This is a genomic window from Pseudomonas capeferrum (assembly GCF_013523055.1).
GTDB classification, from domain to species: Bacteria; Pseudomonadota; Gammaproteobacteria; order Pseudomonadales; family Pseudomonadaceae; genus Aquipseudomonas; species Aquipseudomonas capeferrum_A.
This window is the reverse complement of record NZ_JAAMQM010000006.1, coordinates 75681-92601: the sequence shown is the minus strand read 5'-3', so window position 1 is coordinate 92601 and position 16921 is coordinate 75681. Positions and strand designations below refer to the sequence as shown.

Sequence of the window (16921 nt, the reverse complement as noted above, 5' to 3'; positions counted from 1 at the left end):
CGCCACCGGGGATGTGCCTCAGCTACACCGCGTACCGGTGGCGAGCGGGCTTGTCCCGCGATGAGGCCATCAGCGTCACGGAAGATTCCAGAAGTAGAAAGCTGGTTCCAGCATGTGAAATCGAAGCTTTGCCTCAATCGACTGGCATGGGGCCTTTCGGCCCCATTCCGCATTTACAGGTAATAAGCCTTCAACGGCGGGAACCCATTGAACTCCACCGCGCTGTAGCTGGTGGTATAGGCACCGGTCGACAGCCAGTACATCCGATCACCGATGGCCAGGTTCAGCGGCAGGCCATACTTGTAGTGCTCGTACATGATGTCGGCGCTGTCGCAGGTCGGGCCGGCGATGACGACTTCTTCCATCTCGCCTTTCTTCTCGGTCCAGATCGGGAACTTGATGGACTCGTCCATGGTTTCGATCAGGCCGGAGAACTTGCCCACGTCGGTATATACCCAACGCTCGACCGCGGTGCGCGACTTGCGTGCCACCAACACCACTTCACTGACCAGAATGCCGGCGTTGGCGATCAGCGAGCGGCCAGGCTCGAGGATGATTTCCGGCAGGTCGTCACCGAAGTCTTCCTTGAGGAAGCGGATGATTTCCTGGGCGTAGGTTTCCAGGCTATTGGTCCGGGTGATGTAGTTGGCCGGGAAGCCGCCACCCATGTTGATCATCTTCAGAACGATGCCGTCTTCTTCCTTCAAGCGCTCGAAGATCACCTTCACCTTGGCGATCGCGGCGTCCCAGACACTGATGTCGCGCTGCTGGGAACCGACATGGAAGGAAACGCCGTAAGGCACCAGGCCCAGGTCACGTGCCAGGATCAGCAGGTCCATGGCCATGTCGGTCTGGCAGCCGAACTTGCGCGACAGTGGCCAGTCGGCCGTGGTCGAGCCTTCGGTGAGGATGCGCACGTAGACTTTCGAGCCCGGCGCGGCCTTGGCGATGTTGCGCAGGTCGGCTTCCGAGTCGGTGGCGTACATGCGCACACCTTTCTCGTAGAAGTAACGGATGTCCTTGGACTTCTTGATGGTGTTGCCATAGCTGATGCGGTCAGCGGCGACGCCTTGATTCATCACCTTGTCCAGCTCGTAGATCGAGGCGATGTCGAAGTTCGACCCCTTGTCCTTGAGCAGGTCGATGATCTCGACCGCAGGGTTGGCCTTGACCGCGTAGTAGACCTTGGCGAATTCGAAACCGGCGCGCAGGTCGTCATAGGCCTGGCTGATCATCTGGGTATCGATGAGTACGAACGGGGTTTCCTGCTTGTCGGCGAATGCCTTCATCTTTTGGAAGGTATCACGTGCGAAATAGTCTTCGACCTGGATCGACATGCTCAGGGACTCCATGGGCAAACTGAAAGAATAAGTGGCTGCAACTGAACGTCCTCCGTATCCCCACTTTGGTTCGCCTACTTCCCAAGGCATGTCGCCGAAAGCAAAAAGGACAACCGCATTCCTATAAAGGAAGTACGTCGGGTGACCTTGCTGTCTCGTCGTCAGTACTTGAGCCGGATGGATCGTTTCCAGCATGGACGTTCGGCGCGAACTTTAGGACTTGAGAGGTTCAAGATCAACAGGAAATCTCACGTTTTCCGATACGTCCGTCGTCTCCGTTCGGTCAGCCACTTCGATAACCGACTCCCCACATGAACAGATGTTCAGGCAAATCGTTTGGACGTTAAAAATTGTGGAATAGGCAGGTATCTGGTGGCGATTGGCTTTAACCTTCCGAGTCGCCAATGTTCGGGGATTTTAGCGGCGAAAACGGCAAATAAGAAGGATGAGACCGTTTGTCGAGGTAAAACAACGCACCTTGGTTTTCTGTCGACTGTTCATATTTATGGCCACTTGCATGCGCTGAAACCCAGTCGCTTTTAAATATGAATATTGAATGAAAAACAGTTGTTCATTCCGTTCGTCGAGCGACTTGCAGCATGAGAACGGTAAACCCAGCCTCGTGACGCTGCTATCGATCAGCCGGACAGACATTCGCGACAACGTCGGACCAGCCAGAGCAATCTGCCAATCGACGTCATCGCGCAGTCTCATGCGATTACAGCACCGCCGTCTCCGCGGGCGAGACGATGCTGGTCTTGCCACCACGAGAACGCCCGGAACTCAGGTACGCGGCGATCGATTCCTGGGTCACCTCGCCCAGGAACACGTTCTCGGCATCCAGTACCGGCAGCCAGGCGCTGTTGAACTCGTACATCCGGGACAGCAGGATGCGCAAGTGCTCGTCATGCGAGGCGGTCGCGTGGTAAGGGCGCAGGAAGTCGGCGCAAGTACCTTGCTGGCGGTGCAGGTCGCGGCGGCGCACGTAGCCCAAGGCCTTGTTGCCCGCGTCGGTGACGACCACGTAGCGGCGGTCGTGCTCGTCCATCAGCTCCAGGGCATCGCTGACCGGCGTTTCAGGGCTCACCGCTGGCGCGTTGTCCGCCGCGTCTTCGGCACGGACCAGCAACAGGCGCTTGAGGGTGCTGTCCTGGCCGACGAAGTTGCTGACGAAGTCATCGACCGGGTGGGCCAGCAGGGTATCCGGGTGGTCCAGCTGGATCAGCTTGCCGGCCCGGAAGATAGCGATCTTGTCACCCAGCTTGATGGCTTCGTCGATGTCGTGGCTGACCATGATCACGGTCTTGTTCAATGCCCGTTGCATCTCGAAGAACTCGTTCTGGATCATCTCGCGGTTGATCGGGTCGACCGCACCGAACGGCTCGTCCATCAGCAATACCGGCGCCTCGGCCGCCAGGGCACGAATCACCCCGATACGCTGTTGCTGACCACCGGAAAGCTCGCGCGGGTAGCGCTGCAGGTACTGCTTGGGCTCGAGCTTGATCATGCTCATCAGCTCGCGCGCGCGGTCGTGGCACTTCTGCTTGTCCCAACCGAGCAGGCGGGGGACCACGGTGATGTTTTCCTCGATGGTCATGTTGGGGAACAGACCGATCTGCTGGATCACATAGCCGATATGGCGACGCAGACTCACTTCGTCCAGGTTGGTGGTGTCTTCGCCGTTGATCAGCACCTTGCCGGAAGTCGGCGCGATCAGGCGGTTGATCATCTTCAGCGTAGTGCTCTTGCCGCAACCGGAGGGTCCCAGGAATACGCAGATTTCACCTTCGTGGACAGTCAGGCTGACCGAGTCGACGGCCTTGACGGCCTTGCCATTGGCTTGGAAAGTCTTGCTCAGGTTCTGAAGTTCGATCATTTGCGCAGTCCTTCTGGAGTCAGGGTACGCTGCAGCCATTGCAGCAGGAGGTCGGCGATGATTGCCAGCAGGCTGACCAGCGCGGCGCCGATGAGCAGCATCGCGGTATCGCTGCTGCTGATGGCCGTGAGGATAAGAACGCCGAGGCCGCCGGCGCCGATAGTGGCGGCGATGGTCATGACGCCGATGTTCATGACCACGGCGGTGCGTACACCGGCCAGGATCACCGGGACCGCGATGGGCAGTTCGACCATGCGCAGGCGCTGCCAGAACGTCATGCCGATGCCGCGTCCGGCTTCACGGATGCCAGGCTCGATGTTGGTCAACGCCAGATAGGTGTTGCGCAAGATGGGCAAGAGTGAATAAAGGAATACGGCGGTGATCGCCGGCAGCGGGCCCAGACCCTGGCCGAACCTGGAGTAGAACGGCAGCATCAGCCCGAACAGGGCGATGGCGGGGATGGTCAGCAGCACGGTGGCGCTGGCTTGCAACGGGCCGGCGAATACCGGGTAGCGGGTCATCAGGATGCCCAGCGGCACCCCGATGAGAATGGCCAGGCTGACGGCAATGCCGACCAGGGTGATGTGCTGGCCGGTCAGGTGCAGGACCTGCGCCCAGTCGACGCGGGCGAAGATGTCGAGAACGGTCATGGCTGTACCTCGCTGATCGGATGCTCGCGCAGGAACTCGGCGGCCACCAGGCGCGGACTGCGGTGCTCCACATCGGCCTGGGCGCTCAGGTGACGCATGGTGTCGCCATCAAGGGCTTCGGCCAGTGGCTTGAGCAAACCGGCCAGTTCCGGGCTGGCATCCAGCAACTGCTTGCGGATCACTGGAGCGGCGGTGTAGTCGGGGAAGTAATGCTTGTCGTCTTCCAGCAACTTGATGCCGAAGGCATCCAGGCGACCGTCAGTGGTGTAGACCAGCCCGCAGAAGGCCTGGTTGTTGCGCAGCGCGGTGTAGACCAGGCCGCTGTTCATCTGGCGGATGTTCTCGCGACCGACCTGCAGGTCATAGGTCTCCTTCAGGCCGACCAGGCCGTCAGGGCGATTGGCGAACTCGGTGTCCAGGGCCACCAGGTGCTTGCGATCCTTTTCGTCACGCAACGCCTGGCTGAGCTGGCTGATGGTATCGATCTGCGGATAGGCCTCGGCCACCTTGCGCGGCAGGCCCAGCGCGTAGGTATTGCTGAAGCGCGAAGGGGCGAGCCAGATCAGGTCTTTCTCGCTATCCAGCTTCTTGACCAGCGCATAGGTGGCGGCAGGGTCCGTCATGCGTTCGTCGACGTGGTTGTAGGCCACCAGCGAGACACCGGTGTACTCCCACATCAGGTCCAACTGCCCGGTTTCCTGAGCCTGGCGTGCCAGGTTGCTGCCGAGGCCGGCGGTGATGCGTGTCTTGTACCCTTTGCTCTCGAGGTACTGCGCGGTGATTTCGGCGAGGATGGTCTGTTCGGTGAACACACGGGCACCGATGCGAATCAGCGGTTTTTCCGCTGCCTGGGCAAATCCGGCGAACAGCAGGGCCGCACCCAGGATCAAGGTGATTCTTTTCATGAGGTTCCCTCGTTTACTGGGTCAGGCCGCGTTCCAGCCAGCGGCGGCTGGAGAAACTCACCAGCGCATCGAGCAACAGCGCCAGCAGGGCTGTCGCGGCGGCGCCCAACAACAGTTGCGGCTGGTTGTTCAGCGCGATGCCAGGGAAGATCAGGCTACCCAGGCTGTTGGCGCCGATGAGGAATGCCAGCGGGGCGGTACCTACGTTCAGCGCCAGCGCCACGCGCACACCACCGACGATGATCGGCACGGCGTAGGGCAGTTCGACCTGCCAAAGGCTCTGGCGCGGGGTCATGCCGATGCCGGTGGCGGCTTCCTTGAGCGAGGCGGGAACGTTTTTCAGGCCCTCGTAGGTATTGCGCACGATGGGCAGGAGGGAGGCGATGAACAGCGCGAAGATGGCGGGGCCGGCACCGATGCCCAGGACACTGAGGGCGATGGCCAGTACGGCCAGAGGGGGAATGGTGTTGCCTACGTTGAAGAACTGCATGAAGCGTTCGGCCTTGTCGACCCGTTGAGGTCGACTCAACGCAATGCCGGCGGGAATGCCCACTGCAAGTGCCGCCGCCATCGAAGCCAACACCAGCACCAGGTGCGCTTGCAGGTAGAACAACAGGTCATCACGGTGACGCACGATCGTATCTAAGCCGATCCAGTGGATCAGCAGGGCCAGGATGATGAGCACGGCGGCCCATCCCAACAGCCCTTTGCCATAGCGTTCAGCCACAGGCGGACTCCTAATTTTCTTGTCGGCGCACACACTCCCGTGGCGGCCGCCATTCCAGGCGGCAGGCAGTGTGTTCGCGAGTAGTAGCAGCGGTTCCGCGGGGAGCGGAACGGCACGCCATAAGCCAAGCCCCGTCAGGCTCGAAATGCCGGTAAAACCAGCCCTGATCCAGGACTAATGCCTAGGGATTAACAGGAAAGAGGACGTCTCCAAGGGGGCAAAGGTTCCCATCTGAAGCGGCATTTGGCCACCCTTTTATTCTCCGCGAGGGGCTTTTTCCTGCTGCTTGAAAGCGCTGCGGCCCTGTTGAATCAAGGGCTCCAGTGAACCGCAAAGAGCGGTCGCGGAGGAACCGATTATTCCCCCAAGGCAGCCAGAACATGATGAATCACATCCAGCAACGCTCATTCATTGCCCACGTGCGCTCGACTACAGAGGGTTATGAAGGCTATCTCGATTTCGCCAAGATCGTGCCCAAGAAGGGAAGCGCCGCACGCGTAGCGGACGACTGGATGATCGTCACGTCGTTGCAGGCCACTCGCGAGCCGCATTACTTCTGGTTTCGTTGCATGGAAGAGCAGCGCAGTGGAGCACGTTACTACGATATCCAGTCATGGAGCCGCCGAACCGGCAGGGACTTCAACGCTAAGAGCAGGTATCTCGACCTTGGCAACAGCGGCTACGCCGGCCTGTATGATCAGCAGGTCGGGCATGATCGGCTGTGGAGCGTGATGACCCTTAAGGATGACGAGTTCATCAGCGTCGGTGACGAGCTGAACGTCGGTCAGGCGATCCCTGCGCAGTTCTGGACATGCACCAACCAGGTACTTTGCGCCTACAAGCGCGAGACCGTGGCAGAGCACTGGTTCGCCTATGCCGCATCCAGTGGCGGCCCGATCCTGGCGCTGAGTCTGGAGATCACGCATATCGGCGAGGAGCTGCTGGACGATCACTGACAGGATTCGCCGGCATCCGGTCCCGCGCGGCGGGGTGCTGGCGTTGTAGTTTGGTCTGGGGACGGTTTCAGGTATAATCTGCGCCCATTTTTGATCCCCAGTCAGGCGATTTCCCATGACCCACCAGGCCGCCGAAGTCGCGAAGCGCCGCACTTTCGCCATCATTTCCCACCCGGATGCGGGTAAGACCACCATCACCGAGAAGCTCCTGCTGATGGGCAAGGCGATTGCCGTCGCGGGCACGGTGAAGTCGCGCAAGTCCGACCGCCATGCCACGTCCGACTGGATGGAAATGGAGAAGCAGCGCGGCATCTCGATCACTACCTCGGTGATGCAGTTCCCCTATCGCGAGCACATGGTCAACCTGCTCGACACTCCCGGTCACGAAGACTTCTCGGAAGACACCTACCGCACCCTGACCGCCGTGGACTCGGCCCTGATGGTACTGGACGGCGGTAAGGGCGTAGAGCCACGGACCATCGCCCTGATGGACGTCTGCCGCCTGCGTGACACGCCGATCGTCAGCTTCATCAACAAGCTCGACCGCGACATTCGCGACCCGATCGAGCTGCTCGACGAGATCGAGGCGGTGTTGAAGATCAAGGCGGCGCCGATCACCTGGCCGATCGGCTGCTACCGGGACTTCAAGGGCGTCTATCACCTGGCGGGCGACTACATCGTCGCGTACACGCCGGGCCATGGCCACGAGCGTACCGAAGCCAGGATCATCGAGAACCTGGACTCCGACGAAGCTCGCGCGCATCTGGGAGATCAGTACGATTCGTTCGTCGATCAGCTCGAGCTGGTGCAGGGCGCCTGCCACGAATTCAATCAGGACGAGTTCCTCAACGGTCAGCTGACCCCGGTATTCTTCGGTACCGCGCTGGGCAACTTCGGCGTCGATCATGTGCTTGACGCCGTGGTCGACTGGGCGCCGCGTCCGCTGGGCCGGGTGGCCAACGAGCGGACCGTCGAGCCTGTGGAAGAGAAGTTCACCGGCTTCGTCTTCAAGATCCAGGCGAACATGGACCCCAAGCACCGCGACCGTATCGCCTTCATGCGTATCTGCTCGGGCAAGTACGAGAGGGGCATGAAGATGCGTCACGTCCGCCTGGGCAAGGACCTGAGGATCGGCGATGCGTTGACCTTCTTCTCCTCCGAGCGCGAGCAGCTGGAGGAGGCCTATGCCGGCGACATCATCGGGTTGCACAACCACGGTACCATCCAGATCGGCGATACCTTCACCGAGGGTGAGAGCCTGGGCTTCACCGGTATTCCCCACTTCGCCCCGGAACTGTTCCGCCGCGTGCGCCTGAAGGATCCGCTCAAGTCCAAGCAGCTTCGCCAAGGCTTGCAGCAGCTTGCCGAGGAGGGCGCGACCCAGGTGTTCTTCCCCGAGCGCAGCAACGACATCATTCTCGGCGCGGTGGGTGTGCTGCAGTTCGACGTGGTCGCCAGCCGCTTGAAGGAAGAGTACAAGGTGGAATGCGGCTATGAGCCCATCACCGTGTGGTCGGCGCGCTGGATTACCTGCGACGACAAGAAGAAGCTCGAGGACTTCAAGAACAAGGCCGTGGAGAACCTGGCCATCGATGGTGGCGGCCACCTGACCTACCTGGCGCCTACCCGGGTCAACCTGGCGGTGATGGAAGAGCGCTGGCCGGACGTGAAATTCCGCGCTACTCGCGAGCATCATTGATCGCGGGCCAGGGCCGCTGAGCGGCCCTGGTCGTGTTGATGTCGGAGACAGATATCATTGCGCAGGCTACTGGTGTTTCCACCGCTATCGTGTCGCGCCAACGGTATCTATTGCCAGGCGAGTCCTTCGGCCTCGAATCGCGGGGCAAGCCCGCTCGCCACCGGGGCGTTGCCAGGCAAGGTCAGCATAGAGCGATTCAAACGGCGTAAGTAGTTACCCGCTTACTTTCAGCCTACATCTTTCCGGTGGCGAGCGGGCTAGCCCCGCGATTCGAGGCCGAAGGACTCGCCTGGCAATACAGACTTCAATCCAATACATCCAGTAGAGGAAACTTCACCACTCCATCCCAATCCCCCTGCCATCCTTCCATGATCCCCCATCCCCATCCCCATTCCTGTTTTACGCCCGAATCCTTATTCCATCTTGCAGAAGACCATGCCCCATCTCTCTTGATCTGGCATTTTGCACGGTCCTAGGATACCCGTTCCAACCTAAGTAATTGATTTTAATATAATTCACGAATTGACACATTTGGCACGTCCAGTGCACTAACTAGTGAGCGAATGGACTTCTCGCTCACTAAATAAGGCGCTCCCCAAATGATCACGACTGCCGAATACCCCTCTGCCGTCACCGACGGTTCCAACCGCTCAGGCGTGTCCTGGGCAGCCATCTTCGCGGGCGCCGCTGGCGCGGCTGCTTTATCGCTGATTCTCGTCATTCTTGGAGCAGGCCTGGGCTTTGCGGCCACCTCTCCCTGGGCCAACGAAGGCGCAAGCGCGAAAGCATTAGGCATCACGACAATCATATGGCTGCTGGTTACGCAGATCCTGGCATCGGGCCTTGGCGGCTACATCGCCGGGCGCCTGCGCGTCAAATGGGCCAACCTGCACGGCGATGAAGTGTATTTCCGCGATACGGCGCATGGCTTCCTGGCATGGGCAGTCGCTACCTTGGTGGCGTTCACCTTGATCATCAGCACCGCCGGCAACGTCGTCAGCGCAGGTGCCCAGGCCGGCGCCAGCATGGCCTCCGGTGTCGTGACCGCAGCCGGTGCAGCCGCTGGCGGCGCCGCGGCCAATAGCGATGGCACCAGTGATCCGATGGGTTATTTCGTCGACAGCCTGTTCCGTACCGATGGCCCATCCTCGGTCAGCGAAGACGCGGCCAATGGCGTGGCCAGCCGCATCTTCACCAAGGCCATGGCCGGCGACGGCACCCTGAATGCCGATGACCGCACCTACCTGGCCCAACTGGTGGCCCAACGTACCCGTCTGACCCAGGCCGAAGCCGAAGCCCGCGTCGATCAGGTCTACGCTCAGGTACAGAAAACCGCCCAGGACGCCAAGGTCGCGGCTCAGGAAGCTGCCGATGCCGCTGCCTCCGCCGCCGCCTGGACCGCCCTGTGGACCTTCGTTGCCCTGCTGTGCGGCGCCTTCTTCGCCAGCCTGGCTGCCATATTCGGTGGTCGTCAACGTGATCAGGCTCGCTGGATCGACGTCGATGGCGCGGACTATGGCGACCGTCACGTGACCCGCACCACCACCGCGCCACTTCGTTAATACGCGGCTCAGCCGTCAGACAAGGAGAAATATCATGCGCTCGATCTTACTGTGGGTACTTGGGATTCCAATTCCACTGATCATTCTGATCGCTATCCTGACCTGATCGGTCTGGACTGAAAAAAACGCCGTCATCCCAGATGACGGCGTTTTTTTTCATGGTCGCAAAGCGCGTTTCTCGGCGCAGCAGCGAACTATTGAAGAAACTGCTCGGCATAGTGACAGGCAACCTGACGCGAGCCTACCGGTCTGAACGCGGGTGTATCCACGCTGCACTTCTGCGTGGCATAGGGGCAGCGTTTGTGGAAGGCGCAGCCTGAGGGCGGGTCGAGCGGGTTGGGCAGCTCGCCCACGATCTTGATCCGCGGCTTGGTCGGGTCGGGCTTGAGGGTAGGCGTCGCCGACAGTAGAGCCTGGGTATAGGGATGCAACGGGTTGCGATAAAGGTCCTCCTTGGGCCCCATCTCCACCGGTCGACCCAGGTACATCACCAGCACATCGTCCGCCACATGACGCACCACCGCCAGGTTGTGGGAAATGAACACGTAGGCCGTCCGGTACTGCTGCTGCAGGTCCATGAACAGGTTGAGGACCTGCGCCTGGATCGACACATCCAGCGCCGAGGTCGGTTCGTCCGCCACCAGCACCTTGGGTTGCAGCATCATGGCCCGGGCCAGGGCGATGCGCTGGCGCTGTCCCCCCGAGAACATGTGCGGATAACGCTGGTAATGTTCGGGACGCAAGCCGACCTGCTGCATCATCGCCTGGACCTTCTCGCGTCGTTCGACCCGGCTTAACGTGGTATTGATCAGCAGAGGTTCGGCCAACTGGTCGCCGATCTTCTGTCGTGGGTTAAGCGAAGCATACGGACTCTGGAAGACCATCTGCACATCGCGGCGCAATTGCTTGCGCTCGGCCTTGCTGGCGCCCTTGACCTCCTGCCCGGCGATCCGCAACGAGCCGGCGGTGGGCTCCTCGATCAGGGTCAGGGCGCGGGCCAGGGTTGACTTGCCACACCCGGACTCGCCTACCACGGCCAGGGTCTTGCCGGCTTCGAGCTCGAACGACACGCCATTCAACGCACGCACCAGCGCATGCCCCTTGAACAGGCCGCGAGAGACTTCGTAGTGACGGGTGAGTTCGCGGGCGGTGAGTACGACAGTCATCACGCCACCTCCTGATTCAGCGGATAGAAGCAGCGCGCCAGACTGTGCGCTTTCGGGTCAAGGGTGGGTCGCTGGGTGCGGCAGTTGTCCCGCACGTACGGACAACGTGGCGACAGCAGGCAGCCTTGCGGACGGTCATAGCGACCCGGAACGATGCCGGGCAGGGTGGCCAGGCGTTCGGCACCGATGCTGTGTTCGGGGATAGCAGCCAACAGCGCTTCGCTGTAAGGGTGGGCAGGCACGTCGAACAGCTCCGGCACCTGACCGACCTCCACGGCCTGGCCCGCGTACATCACGCACACCCGCTTGGCTGTCTCCGCCACCACGGCCAGATCGTGAGTGATCAGGATCAGCGCCATGTTGCGCTCCTTCTGCAGGTTGACCAGCAGGTCCATGATCTGCGCCTGGATGGTCACGTCCAAGGCAGTGGTCGGCTCGTCGGCGATCAGCAGCTTGGGTTCGCCGGCAATGGCCATGGCAATGGCCACGCGCTGGCTCATGCCGCCGGAGAGTTGATGCGGGTAAGCATCCAGACGGCTTTCAGGGGCCGGAATCTCGACCTTCTTCAACAATTCCAGGGCCCGCTGGCGCGCCGCCTTGCCCTTCAGGCCCAGGTGCTGGCGCAGGACTTCCTCGATCTGATAGCCCACCGTGTAGCTCGGATTGAGGGCGGTCATCGGATCCTGGAAGACCATGGCGATATCTTTGCCGACCACCTTGCGGCGCTGGCGACCGCTGAGCTTGAGCATGTCGGTGCCGGCGAAGGACAGGACATCGGCGGTGATCCGGCCGGGGGCCTCGATCAGGCCCATCACGGCCATCATGGTGACCGACTTGCCCGAGCCCGACTCCCCGACGATCGCCAGGATCTCGCCAGCGTCGACGGCCAGGTCCAGGCCATCGACCACGGGAACGGCGCCGGCATCGCCGAAGCGCACGTTCAGGTTGTTGATCTGCAACAGTGACATGACATTCTCCTCAGGCGGCATTCTTGAGTTTCGGGTCCAGCGCATCGCGCAGCCCGTCGCCCATCAGGTTGATTGCCAGCACGCTGAGCAGGATGGTCAGGCCAGGCAGGCTCACTACCCACCAGGCCCGCTCGATGTAATCGCGGGCCGAAGCCAGCATGGTGCCCCATTCGGGCGTCGGCGGCTGTACGCCAAGGCCGAGGAAGCCCAAGGCAGCGGCATCGAGGATCGCCGAAGAGAAGCTCAAGGTCGCCTGCACGATCAGCGGTGCCATGCAGTTGGGCAGCACGGTGATGAACATCAGGCGTGGCAGGCTCGCCCCCGCCAGGCGCGCGGCGGTGACGTAGTCGCGGTTGAGCTCGCCCATGACCGCTGCGCGGGTCAGGCGCACGTAGGACGGCAGCGAGACGATGGCGATGGCGATCACCGTATTGATCAGGCCAGGGCCGAGAATCGCGACGATGGCCACCGCCAGCAGCAGCGAAGGCAGCGCCAGCATGATGTCCATCAGCCGGGTGATCGAGGGGCCCAGCAAACGCGGAAAGAAGCCCGCCAGCAGGCCCAGCAGGATCCCGGGAATCAGCGACATCACCACCGACGACAGGCCGATCAGCAGCGACAGGCGGGCACCCTGGATCAGACGCGACAGCAGGTCGCGGCCCACTTCGTCGGTGCCGAGGATGAACTGCCAATTGCCGCCCTCGAGCCAGACCGGCGGCGTCAGGAGAAACTCGCGGTACTGTTCGCTGGGGTCATGAGGGGCGATCCAGGGGGCGAACAAGGCGCAGAAGACGATCAGGCACATGAAGGCCAGGCCAGCTACGGCGCCCTTGTTGCGCGAGAAGGCCTGCCAGAATTCCTTGTAGGGCGATGGATACAGCAGGCTTTGGTCAACGACGTCAGCCTGGGTGACGGGAGTAGGGCTAGTCATGACGAAGACCTCAGCGCTGATGACGGATGCGTGGGTTGGCCAGACCGTAGAGGATGTCCACGACGAAGTTGACCAGGATCACCAGGCAGGCGATCAACAGGATGCCATTCTGTACCACGGGGTAATCGCGGGCGCCGATGGCTTCGATCAGCCATTTGCCGATGCCCGGCCAGGAGAAGATGGTTTCGGTCAGTACGGCGCCAGCCAGCAAGGTGCCGACCTGCAGCCCGAACACCGTCAATACCGGAATCAGCGCGTTGCGCAGGCCGTGAATGAACACCACCCGGACCGGCGACAGGCCCTTGGCTCGCGCGGTGCGGATGTAGTCCTCGCGCAGCACTTCGAGCATCGACGAACGGGTCATGCGGGCGATCACCGCCAGCGGAATGGTACCCAGCACGATGGCCGGCAGGATCAGGTGCATCACCGCGTCCTTGAACGATCCTTCTTCATCGCTGAGCAGTGTGTCGATGAGCATGAAGCCGGTCTTCGGCTCGATGTCGTAGAGCAGATCGATGCGTCCGGAAACCGGCGTCCAGCCAAGGCTCACGGAGAAGAACATGATCAGGATCAGCCCCCACCAGAAGATCGGCATGGAATAGCCGGCCAGGGAGATGCCCATCACGCCATGATCGAACAGCGAGCCCCGCTTGAGCGCGGCGATCACCCCGGCGAGCAGGCCGAGTACCCCCGCGAACAGCAACGCGGCCAGGCCAAGTTCCACAGTGGCCGGGAACAGGGTAAGGAACTCGCTCCAGACGCTCTCCCGGGTACGCAGGGATTCACCCAGGTCGCCCTGGGCCAGCTTGCCGACATAGTCCAGGTACTGGGCGGGCAAGGGCTTGTTCAGGCCCAGGCGCTCCATGGCCTGGGCATGCATCTCGGGGTCGAGCCTGCGCTCGCCCATCATCACTTCCACCGGGTCTCCGGGGATCAGGCGTATCAGCGCGAAGGTCAGCAGGGTGATGCCGAAAAAGGTCGGGATCAGCAATCCCAGGCGCCGGGCAATAAAACTCAACATCTCAGGGTGTTCCTCATCAGCCGGTCAGGCAATGCCGTCGGCACCTTGTGGGCGCCGACGATCTACTTGTTCTACTTCACCCTTGTCGTGGCGAAGTTGTTGTTGGTCAGAGGGTTGACGTGGTATCCCTCCACGCTTTGGCGCATGGCCGTGAACAGCTTCGGATGGGCCACGCTGATCCAGGGCTGGTCGTCATCGTACACCGCCAGGGCCTGCTTATAGAGCGTCGCGCGTTCATCATTGTCGCTCACCTCGCGAGCGCGGGTGATCAGCTCATCGAACTTCGAGCTGCACCAGCGGGCGTAGTTCTCGCCATTTTTCGCGGCTTCGCAACTGAGCAGGGGCGTAAGGAAGTTATCCGGATCGCCGTTGTCGCTTGCCCAGCCAGTGGCCACCATGTCTGCCTCGCCCTTCTTGGCGCGGCGCAGCATCTCGGCCCACTCCATGATACGGATATCGAGCCTGATGCCGATCCGGGCCAGGTCCGCCTGCAGCATTTCCGCGCTCAGGCGCGGGTTGGGATTGATAGCGCCACCACCGTTGCGGGTGAACAGAGTAAGTACCGCGCCCTCCGGCACGTCGGCTTCCTCGAGCAGGGCGCGCGCCTTGTCGATGTCGCGCGGCGGATTGCGGTTGTCGCTGTTGTAACCCAGCACGCTCGGCGGATAGGGGTTCACGGCCACCAGCGCATTGCCCTTGCCGAACAGCTGGTCGACATGCGCCTGGTGGTCGAAGGCCATGCTGATGGCCTTGCGCACGCGGACATCGCTCAGGTACGGGTGCTCGGTATTGAGCGCGACATAGCCGATGACCAGGGCCTCCATCTCCGCGACCTTGAGCGCTGGATCGCGCTTGATGGAGGGTATGTCGTCGGGCTTGGGGTAGAGCGCTATCTGGCATTCGTCGGCGCGCAGCTTCTGCAGGCGCACATTGTTGTCCGGGGTGATGGCGAAGATCAGCGCATCGGCCGGCGGCTTGCCGCGAAAGTAGTCCGGGTTGGGCTTGTAGCGGACCTGCGCGTCCTTGCTGTAGCGCTGGAAGATGAACGGGCCGGTGCCGATCGGCTTGCTGTTGAGCTCGGCCGTCTTGCCGGACTTGAGCAACTGGTCGCCATATTCGGCGGAATAGATCGAGGTGAAGGCCATGGCCAGGTCCCGCAGGAACGGTGCCTGCGGACGGCTCAGGGTGAACACCACGGTATGCGCGTCTCGCTTCTCGACAGAGGTGAGCAGGTTCTTGAAGCTCATGCTCTCGAAATACGGATAGCCGACGCTGGTCTTGTCGTGCCAGGGATGGTTGGGGTCGAGCTGACGCTGGAAGCTCCACAGCACGTCATCGGCGTTGAAGTCGCGTGTCGGCGTGAAGTAATCGGTGCGGTGGAACTTCACCCCTTGGCGCAGGTGAAAGGTATAGGTCAGGCCATCGGCGCTGATTTCCCAGCGCTCGGCCAGGGCCGGCTGGAGCTCGGTGGTGCCGGGCTTGAAGTCGACCAGACGGTCGAACACGGTCTCGGCCGCGGCATCGGCGGTCACCGCGGTGGTGAACTGGACGATGTCGAAGCCTTCGGGGCTGGCTTCTGTGCATACCACCAGGGGCTTGGCCCACAGTCCGGACGATGCACTCAGGATGATGGCTGCCAGGGCAGCGCGTAGCGCTAGTGGATTCATGAAAGCTCCCTGCGTTCGATAGTTGCAGCGTAGTCGCCAGCGCCCGCGAAGACGGGGCTGGCAACGCCGGTCAGAGGATGTTGAACGGAATGGTGGTGACTACTCTAAACTCGTCCAGACTGCCGTCGCCCTGGGCCTTGCTGGCGCGGTGGGTGGTGTAGGTCGCGCGGACGGTGGTGTCCTTCAGCGCACCGTCCTGCACCGCGTAGCCGGCGCCGATACCCCATTCATAGTGGTTCTCGCCGTCCAGCCCTGCGACATCGTAGCCCGTGCCTTTGTAGTGGGTCCCGTCGATACCCCAGCCGCGGGCGTTGTACAGGTTGAACTTGAGGCCGGGGACGCCATATGGCGCCATGTTCAGGATGTAGCCGATCTGCAGCGACTTCTCGTTGGGGCCGTTGAAGTCCGACAGCAGGGAGTTGGCCAGGAAGATCCCGTTGGTCTCGTGCAGGTAGTCGAAGTACTCGTTGCCGTCGACCTGTTGCCAGGCGAAGGTCAGCGTGTGGGCCTGGTGAGTCAGCGCCAGGGACAGGCTATAGGTGTCGTTGTCGATCGCGCCGAGTTTGCCGCGGCCCTCGTCCCGAGTCTTGTAGTAGTTCAGCCCGGTGGTCAGGCCTAGCACCGCGCTGTCGCCCAGGTCGTGACTGGCGCCGAAGTAGTACTGGTTCCAGAAGTCGTCGACCTTGGAGGCGTAGACACTGGTGGCCAGGCTGGCAAAGGGCCGATAGTTGAAACCGACCATGCTGACCCGATCGGTTTCCTCGCCCGCGGCGCCGTATTCGGAGCGGAACTTGCTCAGGCTCTGTTCGGTACGTGGCGACACCTTGTCGAAAGTGCCGACATCGAAGGTCAGGTTGTCGAACTCGGCGCTGTTCAGGCTGACGCCCTGGAAGCTCGATGGCAGGGCGCGGTTGCCGATGCTGGCGATGACCGGCGTATCGACCGAGTGTCGGCCTGCGGTCAGGACGGTGTTGGAAACGCGTGCCTTGAGGTTGGCCTGGCCCGCTTTGCTCCATTGGCCGATCACCTCGCCATCGGCGTGGGTCAGGGTCCGGTTGTTGGGGCCGGCGACGGCTTGGCGCCCCTGCTCCAGAGCGATGGCGTTGTAGGCGGCAACCTCGGCGGCGAAACCGATGGTGCCCTGGGTGAAGCCGGAGCTATAGTCGAGGATGGTGCCTTGCAGCCAGTTCTGCCGGCTGTGCGTGTCATGGCGCGTGCCATCGCCTTTGTAATAGCGCCAGAGCGGTCCTCGCGCCGCGCGTTCGCGGGCGTACCAGTTGCGCGTCGTGCCGGACAGGCTCTGCCCTTCGATGAAGCCCTTGGCCTCTGCCTGGGCGCTGGTGGATGTGACGCTCAGAGGAATGAAAGCCTGGCTGGCGGGCTCGGCCTGAGCCAGGGCGGACATGACGCCGAGGGACAGGACCAGTGCGGTTGTGGTGGTGGGTTTCACGTT

General features: G+C 61.8%; 14 protein-coding genes. 3 read left to right on the top strand and 11 right to left on the bottom strand.

Annotated features, from left to right (window positions below):
* Window positions 1-173 precede the first annotated feature (173 nt).
* From G7009_RS08665 to G7009_RS08645, 5 genes are all read right to left on the bottom strand, one after another.
* The gene (locus G7009_RS08665; RefSeq protein ID WP_181129584.1) at window positions 174-1337 is read right to left on the bottom strand and encodes a type III PLP-dependent enzyme; all 1164 of its coding nucleotides are present in this window, start codon (window positions 1335-1337) and stop codon (window positions 174-176) included.
* A 721-nt stretch (window positions 1338-2058) separates the two neighbouring features.
* Window positions 2059-3216 (bottom strand): osmoprotectant ABC transporter ATP-binding protein OsmV, encoded by a 1158-nt coding sequence (locus G7009_RS08660; RefSeq protein ID WP_181129583.1) that lies wholly within the window; start codon window positions 3214-3216, stop codon window positions 2059-2061.
* Window positions 3213-3866 carry an ABC transporter permease gene (locus tag G7009_RS08655; RefSeq protein ID WP_181129582.1) on the bottom strand — a complete coding sequence of 218 codons (654 nt, stop codon included), beginning with the start codon at window positions 3864-3866 and terminating at the stop codon, window positions 3213-3215. The genes G7009_RS08660 and G7009_RS08655 overlap by 4 nt, the downstream gene beginning before the upstream one ends.
* Window positions 3863-4771, bottom strand: coding sequence for a glycine betaine ABC transporter substrate-binding protein (locus G7009_RS08650; protein WP_181129581.1), 909 nt, complete (start codon window positions 4769-4771; stop codon window positions 3863-3865). The genes G7009_RS08655 and G7009_RS08650 overlap by 4 nt, the downstream gene beginning before the upstream one ends.
* A gap of 13 nt (window positions 4772-4784) precedes the next feature.
* Window positions 4785-5498: an ABC transporter permease gene (locus G7009_RS08645; RefSeq protein ID WP_181129580.1), complete on the bottom strand. Its 714-nt coding sequence runs from the start codon at window positions 5496-5498 to the stop codon at window positions 4785-4787.
* Window positions 5499-5878: 380 nt separating this feature from the next.
* Between G7009_RS08645 and G7009_RS08640 the strand changes: the two genes are divergently transcribed.
* The 3 genes from G7009_RS08640 to G7009_RS08630 all read left to right on the top strand — a co-directional run bounded on the left by G7009_RS08640 (window position 5879) and on the right by G7009_RS08630 (window position 9715).
* Window positions 5879-6454, top strand: a complete 576-nt coding sequence (locus G7009_RS08640; RefSeq protein WP_181129579.1) for a hypothetical protein — start codon at window positions 5879-5881, stop codon at window positions 6452-6454.
* Window positions 6455-6569: 115 nt separating this feature from the next.
* Entirely contained in the window at window positions 6570-8153 is a 1584-nt protein-coding gene (locus G7009_RS08635) for a peptide chain release factor 3 (RefSeq protein ID WP_181129578.1), read from the top strand.
* Window positions 8154-8752: 599 nt separating this feature from the next.
* A complete protein-coding gene (locus tag G7009_RS08630) occupies window positions 8753-9715 on the top strand; it encodes a hypothetical protein (RefSeq protein WP_181129577.1) in 963 nt (320 codons plus the stop codon).
* Window positions 9716-9909: 194 nt separating this feature from the next.
* Here the strand turns inward: G7009_RS08630 and G7009_RS08625 are convergent, their stop codons facing one another.
* From G7009_RS08625 to G7009_RS08600, 6 genes are all read right to left on the bottom strand, one after another.
* Window positions 9910-10881, bottom strand: coding sequence for a peptide ABC transporter ATP-binding protein (locus G7009_RS08625; RefSeq protein WP_181129576.1), 972 nt, complete (start codon window positions 10879-10881; stop codon window positions 9910-9912).
* Window positions 10881-11849 carry an ABC transporter ATP-binding protein gene (locus G7009_RS08620; protein ID WP_181129575.1) on the bottom strand — a complete coding sequence of 323 codons (969 nt, stop codon included), beginning with the start codon at window positions 11847-11849 and terminating at the stop codon, window positions 10881-10883. The genes G7009_RS08625 and G7009_RS08620 overlap by 1 nt, the downstream gene beginning before the upstream one ends.
* 10 nt (window positions 11850-11859) lie before the next feature.
* A complete protein-coding gene (locus G7009_RS08615) occupies window positions 11860-12780 on the bottom strand; it encodes an ABC transporter permease subunit (protein ID WP_181129574.1) in 921 nt (306 codons plus the stop codon).
* A 10-nt stretch (window positions 12781-12790) separates the two neighbouring features.
* Window positions 12791-13801 carry an ABC transporter permease subunit gene (locus G7009_RS08610; protein WP_181129573.1) on the bottom strand — a complete coding sequence of 337 codons (1011 nt, stop codon included), beginning with the start codon at window positions 13799-13801 and terminating at the stop codon, window positions 12791-12793.
* A gap of 71 nt (window positions 13802-13872) precedes the next feature.
* Window positions 13873-15468: an ABC transporter substrate-binding protein gene (locus G7009_RS08605; protein WP_181129572.1), complete on the bottom strand. Its 1596-nt coding sequence runs from the start codon at window positions 15466-15468 to the stop codon at window positions 13873-13875.
* A gap of 70 nt (window positions 15469-15538) precedes the next feature.
* The gene (locus G7009_RS08600) at window positions 15539-16918 is read right to left on the bottom strand and encodes an OprD family porin (protein ID WP_181129571.1); all 1380 of its coding nucleotides are present in this window, start codon (window positions 16916-16918) and stop codon (window positions 15539-15541) included.
* Window positions 16919-16921: the final 3 nt, after the last annotated feature.

Excerpts from the sequence above, each read along its gene's own strand:
- G7009_RS08665 (WP_181129584.1), bottom strand. The coding sequence starts at position 1,337 with ATGTCGATCCAGGTCGAAGACTATTTCGCACGTGATACCTTCCAAAAG.
- G7009_RS08660 (WP_181129583.1), bottom strand. The coding sequence starts at position 3,216 with ATGATCGAACTTCAGAACCTGAGCAAGACTTTCCAAGCCAATGGCAAG.
- G7009_RS08655 (WP_181129582.1), bottom strand. The coding sequence starts at position 3,866 with ATGACCGTTCTCGACATCTTCGCCCGCGTCGACTGGGCGCAGGTCCTG.
- G7009_RS08650 (WP_181129581.1), bottom strand. The coding sequence starts at position 4,771 with ATGAAAAGAATCACCTTGATCCTGGGTGCGGCCCTGCTGTTCGCCGGA.
- G7009_RS08640 (WP_181129579.1), top strand. The coding sequence starts at position 5,879 with ATGATGAATCACATCCAGCAACGCTCATTCATTGCCCACGTGCGCTCG.
- G7009_RS08635 (WP_181129578.1), top strand. The coding sequence starts at position 6,570 with ATGACCCACCAGGCCGCCGAAGTCGCGAAGCGCCGCACTTTCGCCATC.
- G7009_RS08630 (WP_181129577.1), top strand. The coding sequence starts at position 8,753 with ATGATCACGACTGCCGAATACCCCTCTGCCGTCACCGACGGTTCCAAC.
- G7009_RS08625 (WP_181129576.1), bottom strand. The coding sequence starts at position 10,881 with ATGACTGTCGTACTCACCGCCCGCGAACTCACCCGTCACTACGAAGTC.
- G7009_RS08620 (WP_181129575.1), bottom strand. The coding sequence starts at position 11,849 with ATGTCACTGTTGCAGATCAACAACCTGAACGTGCGCTTCGGCGATGCC.
- G7009_RS08615 (WP_181129574.1), bottom strand. The coding sequence starts at position 12,780 with ATGACTAGCCCTACTCCCGTCACCCAGGCTGACGTCGTTGACCAAAGC.
- G7009_RS08610 (WP_181129573.1), bottom strand. The coding sequence starts at position 13,801 with ATGTTGAGTTTTATTGCCCGGCGCCTGGGATTGCTGATCCCGACCTTT.
- G7009_RS08605 (WP_181129572.1), bottom strand. The coding sequence starts at position 15,468 with ATGAATCCACTAGCGCTACGCGCTGCCCTGGCAGCCATCATCCTGAGT.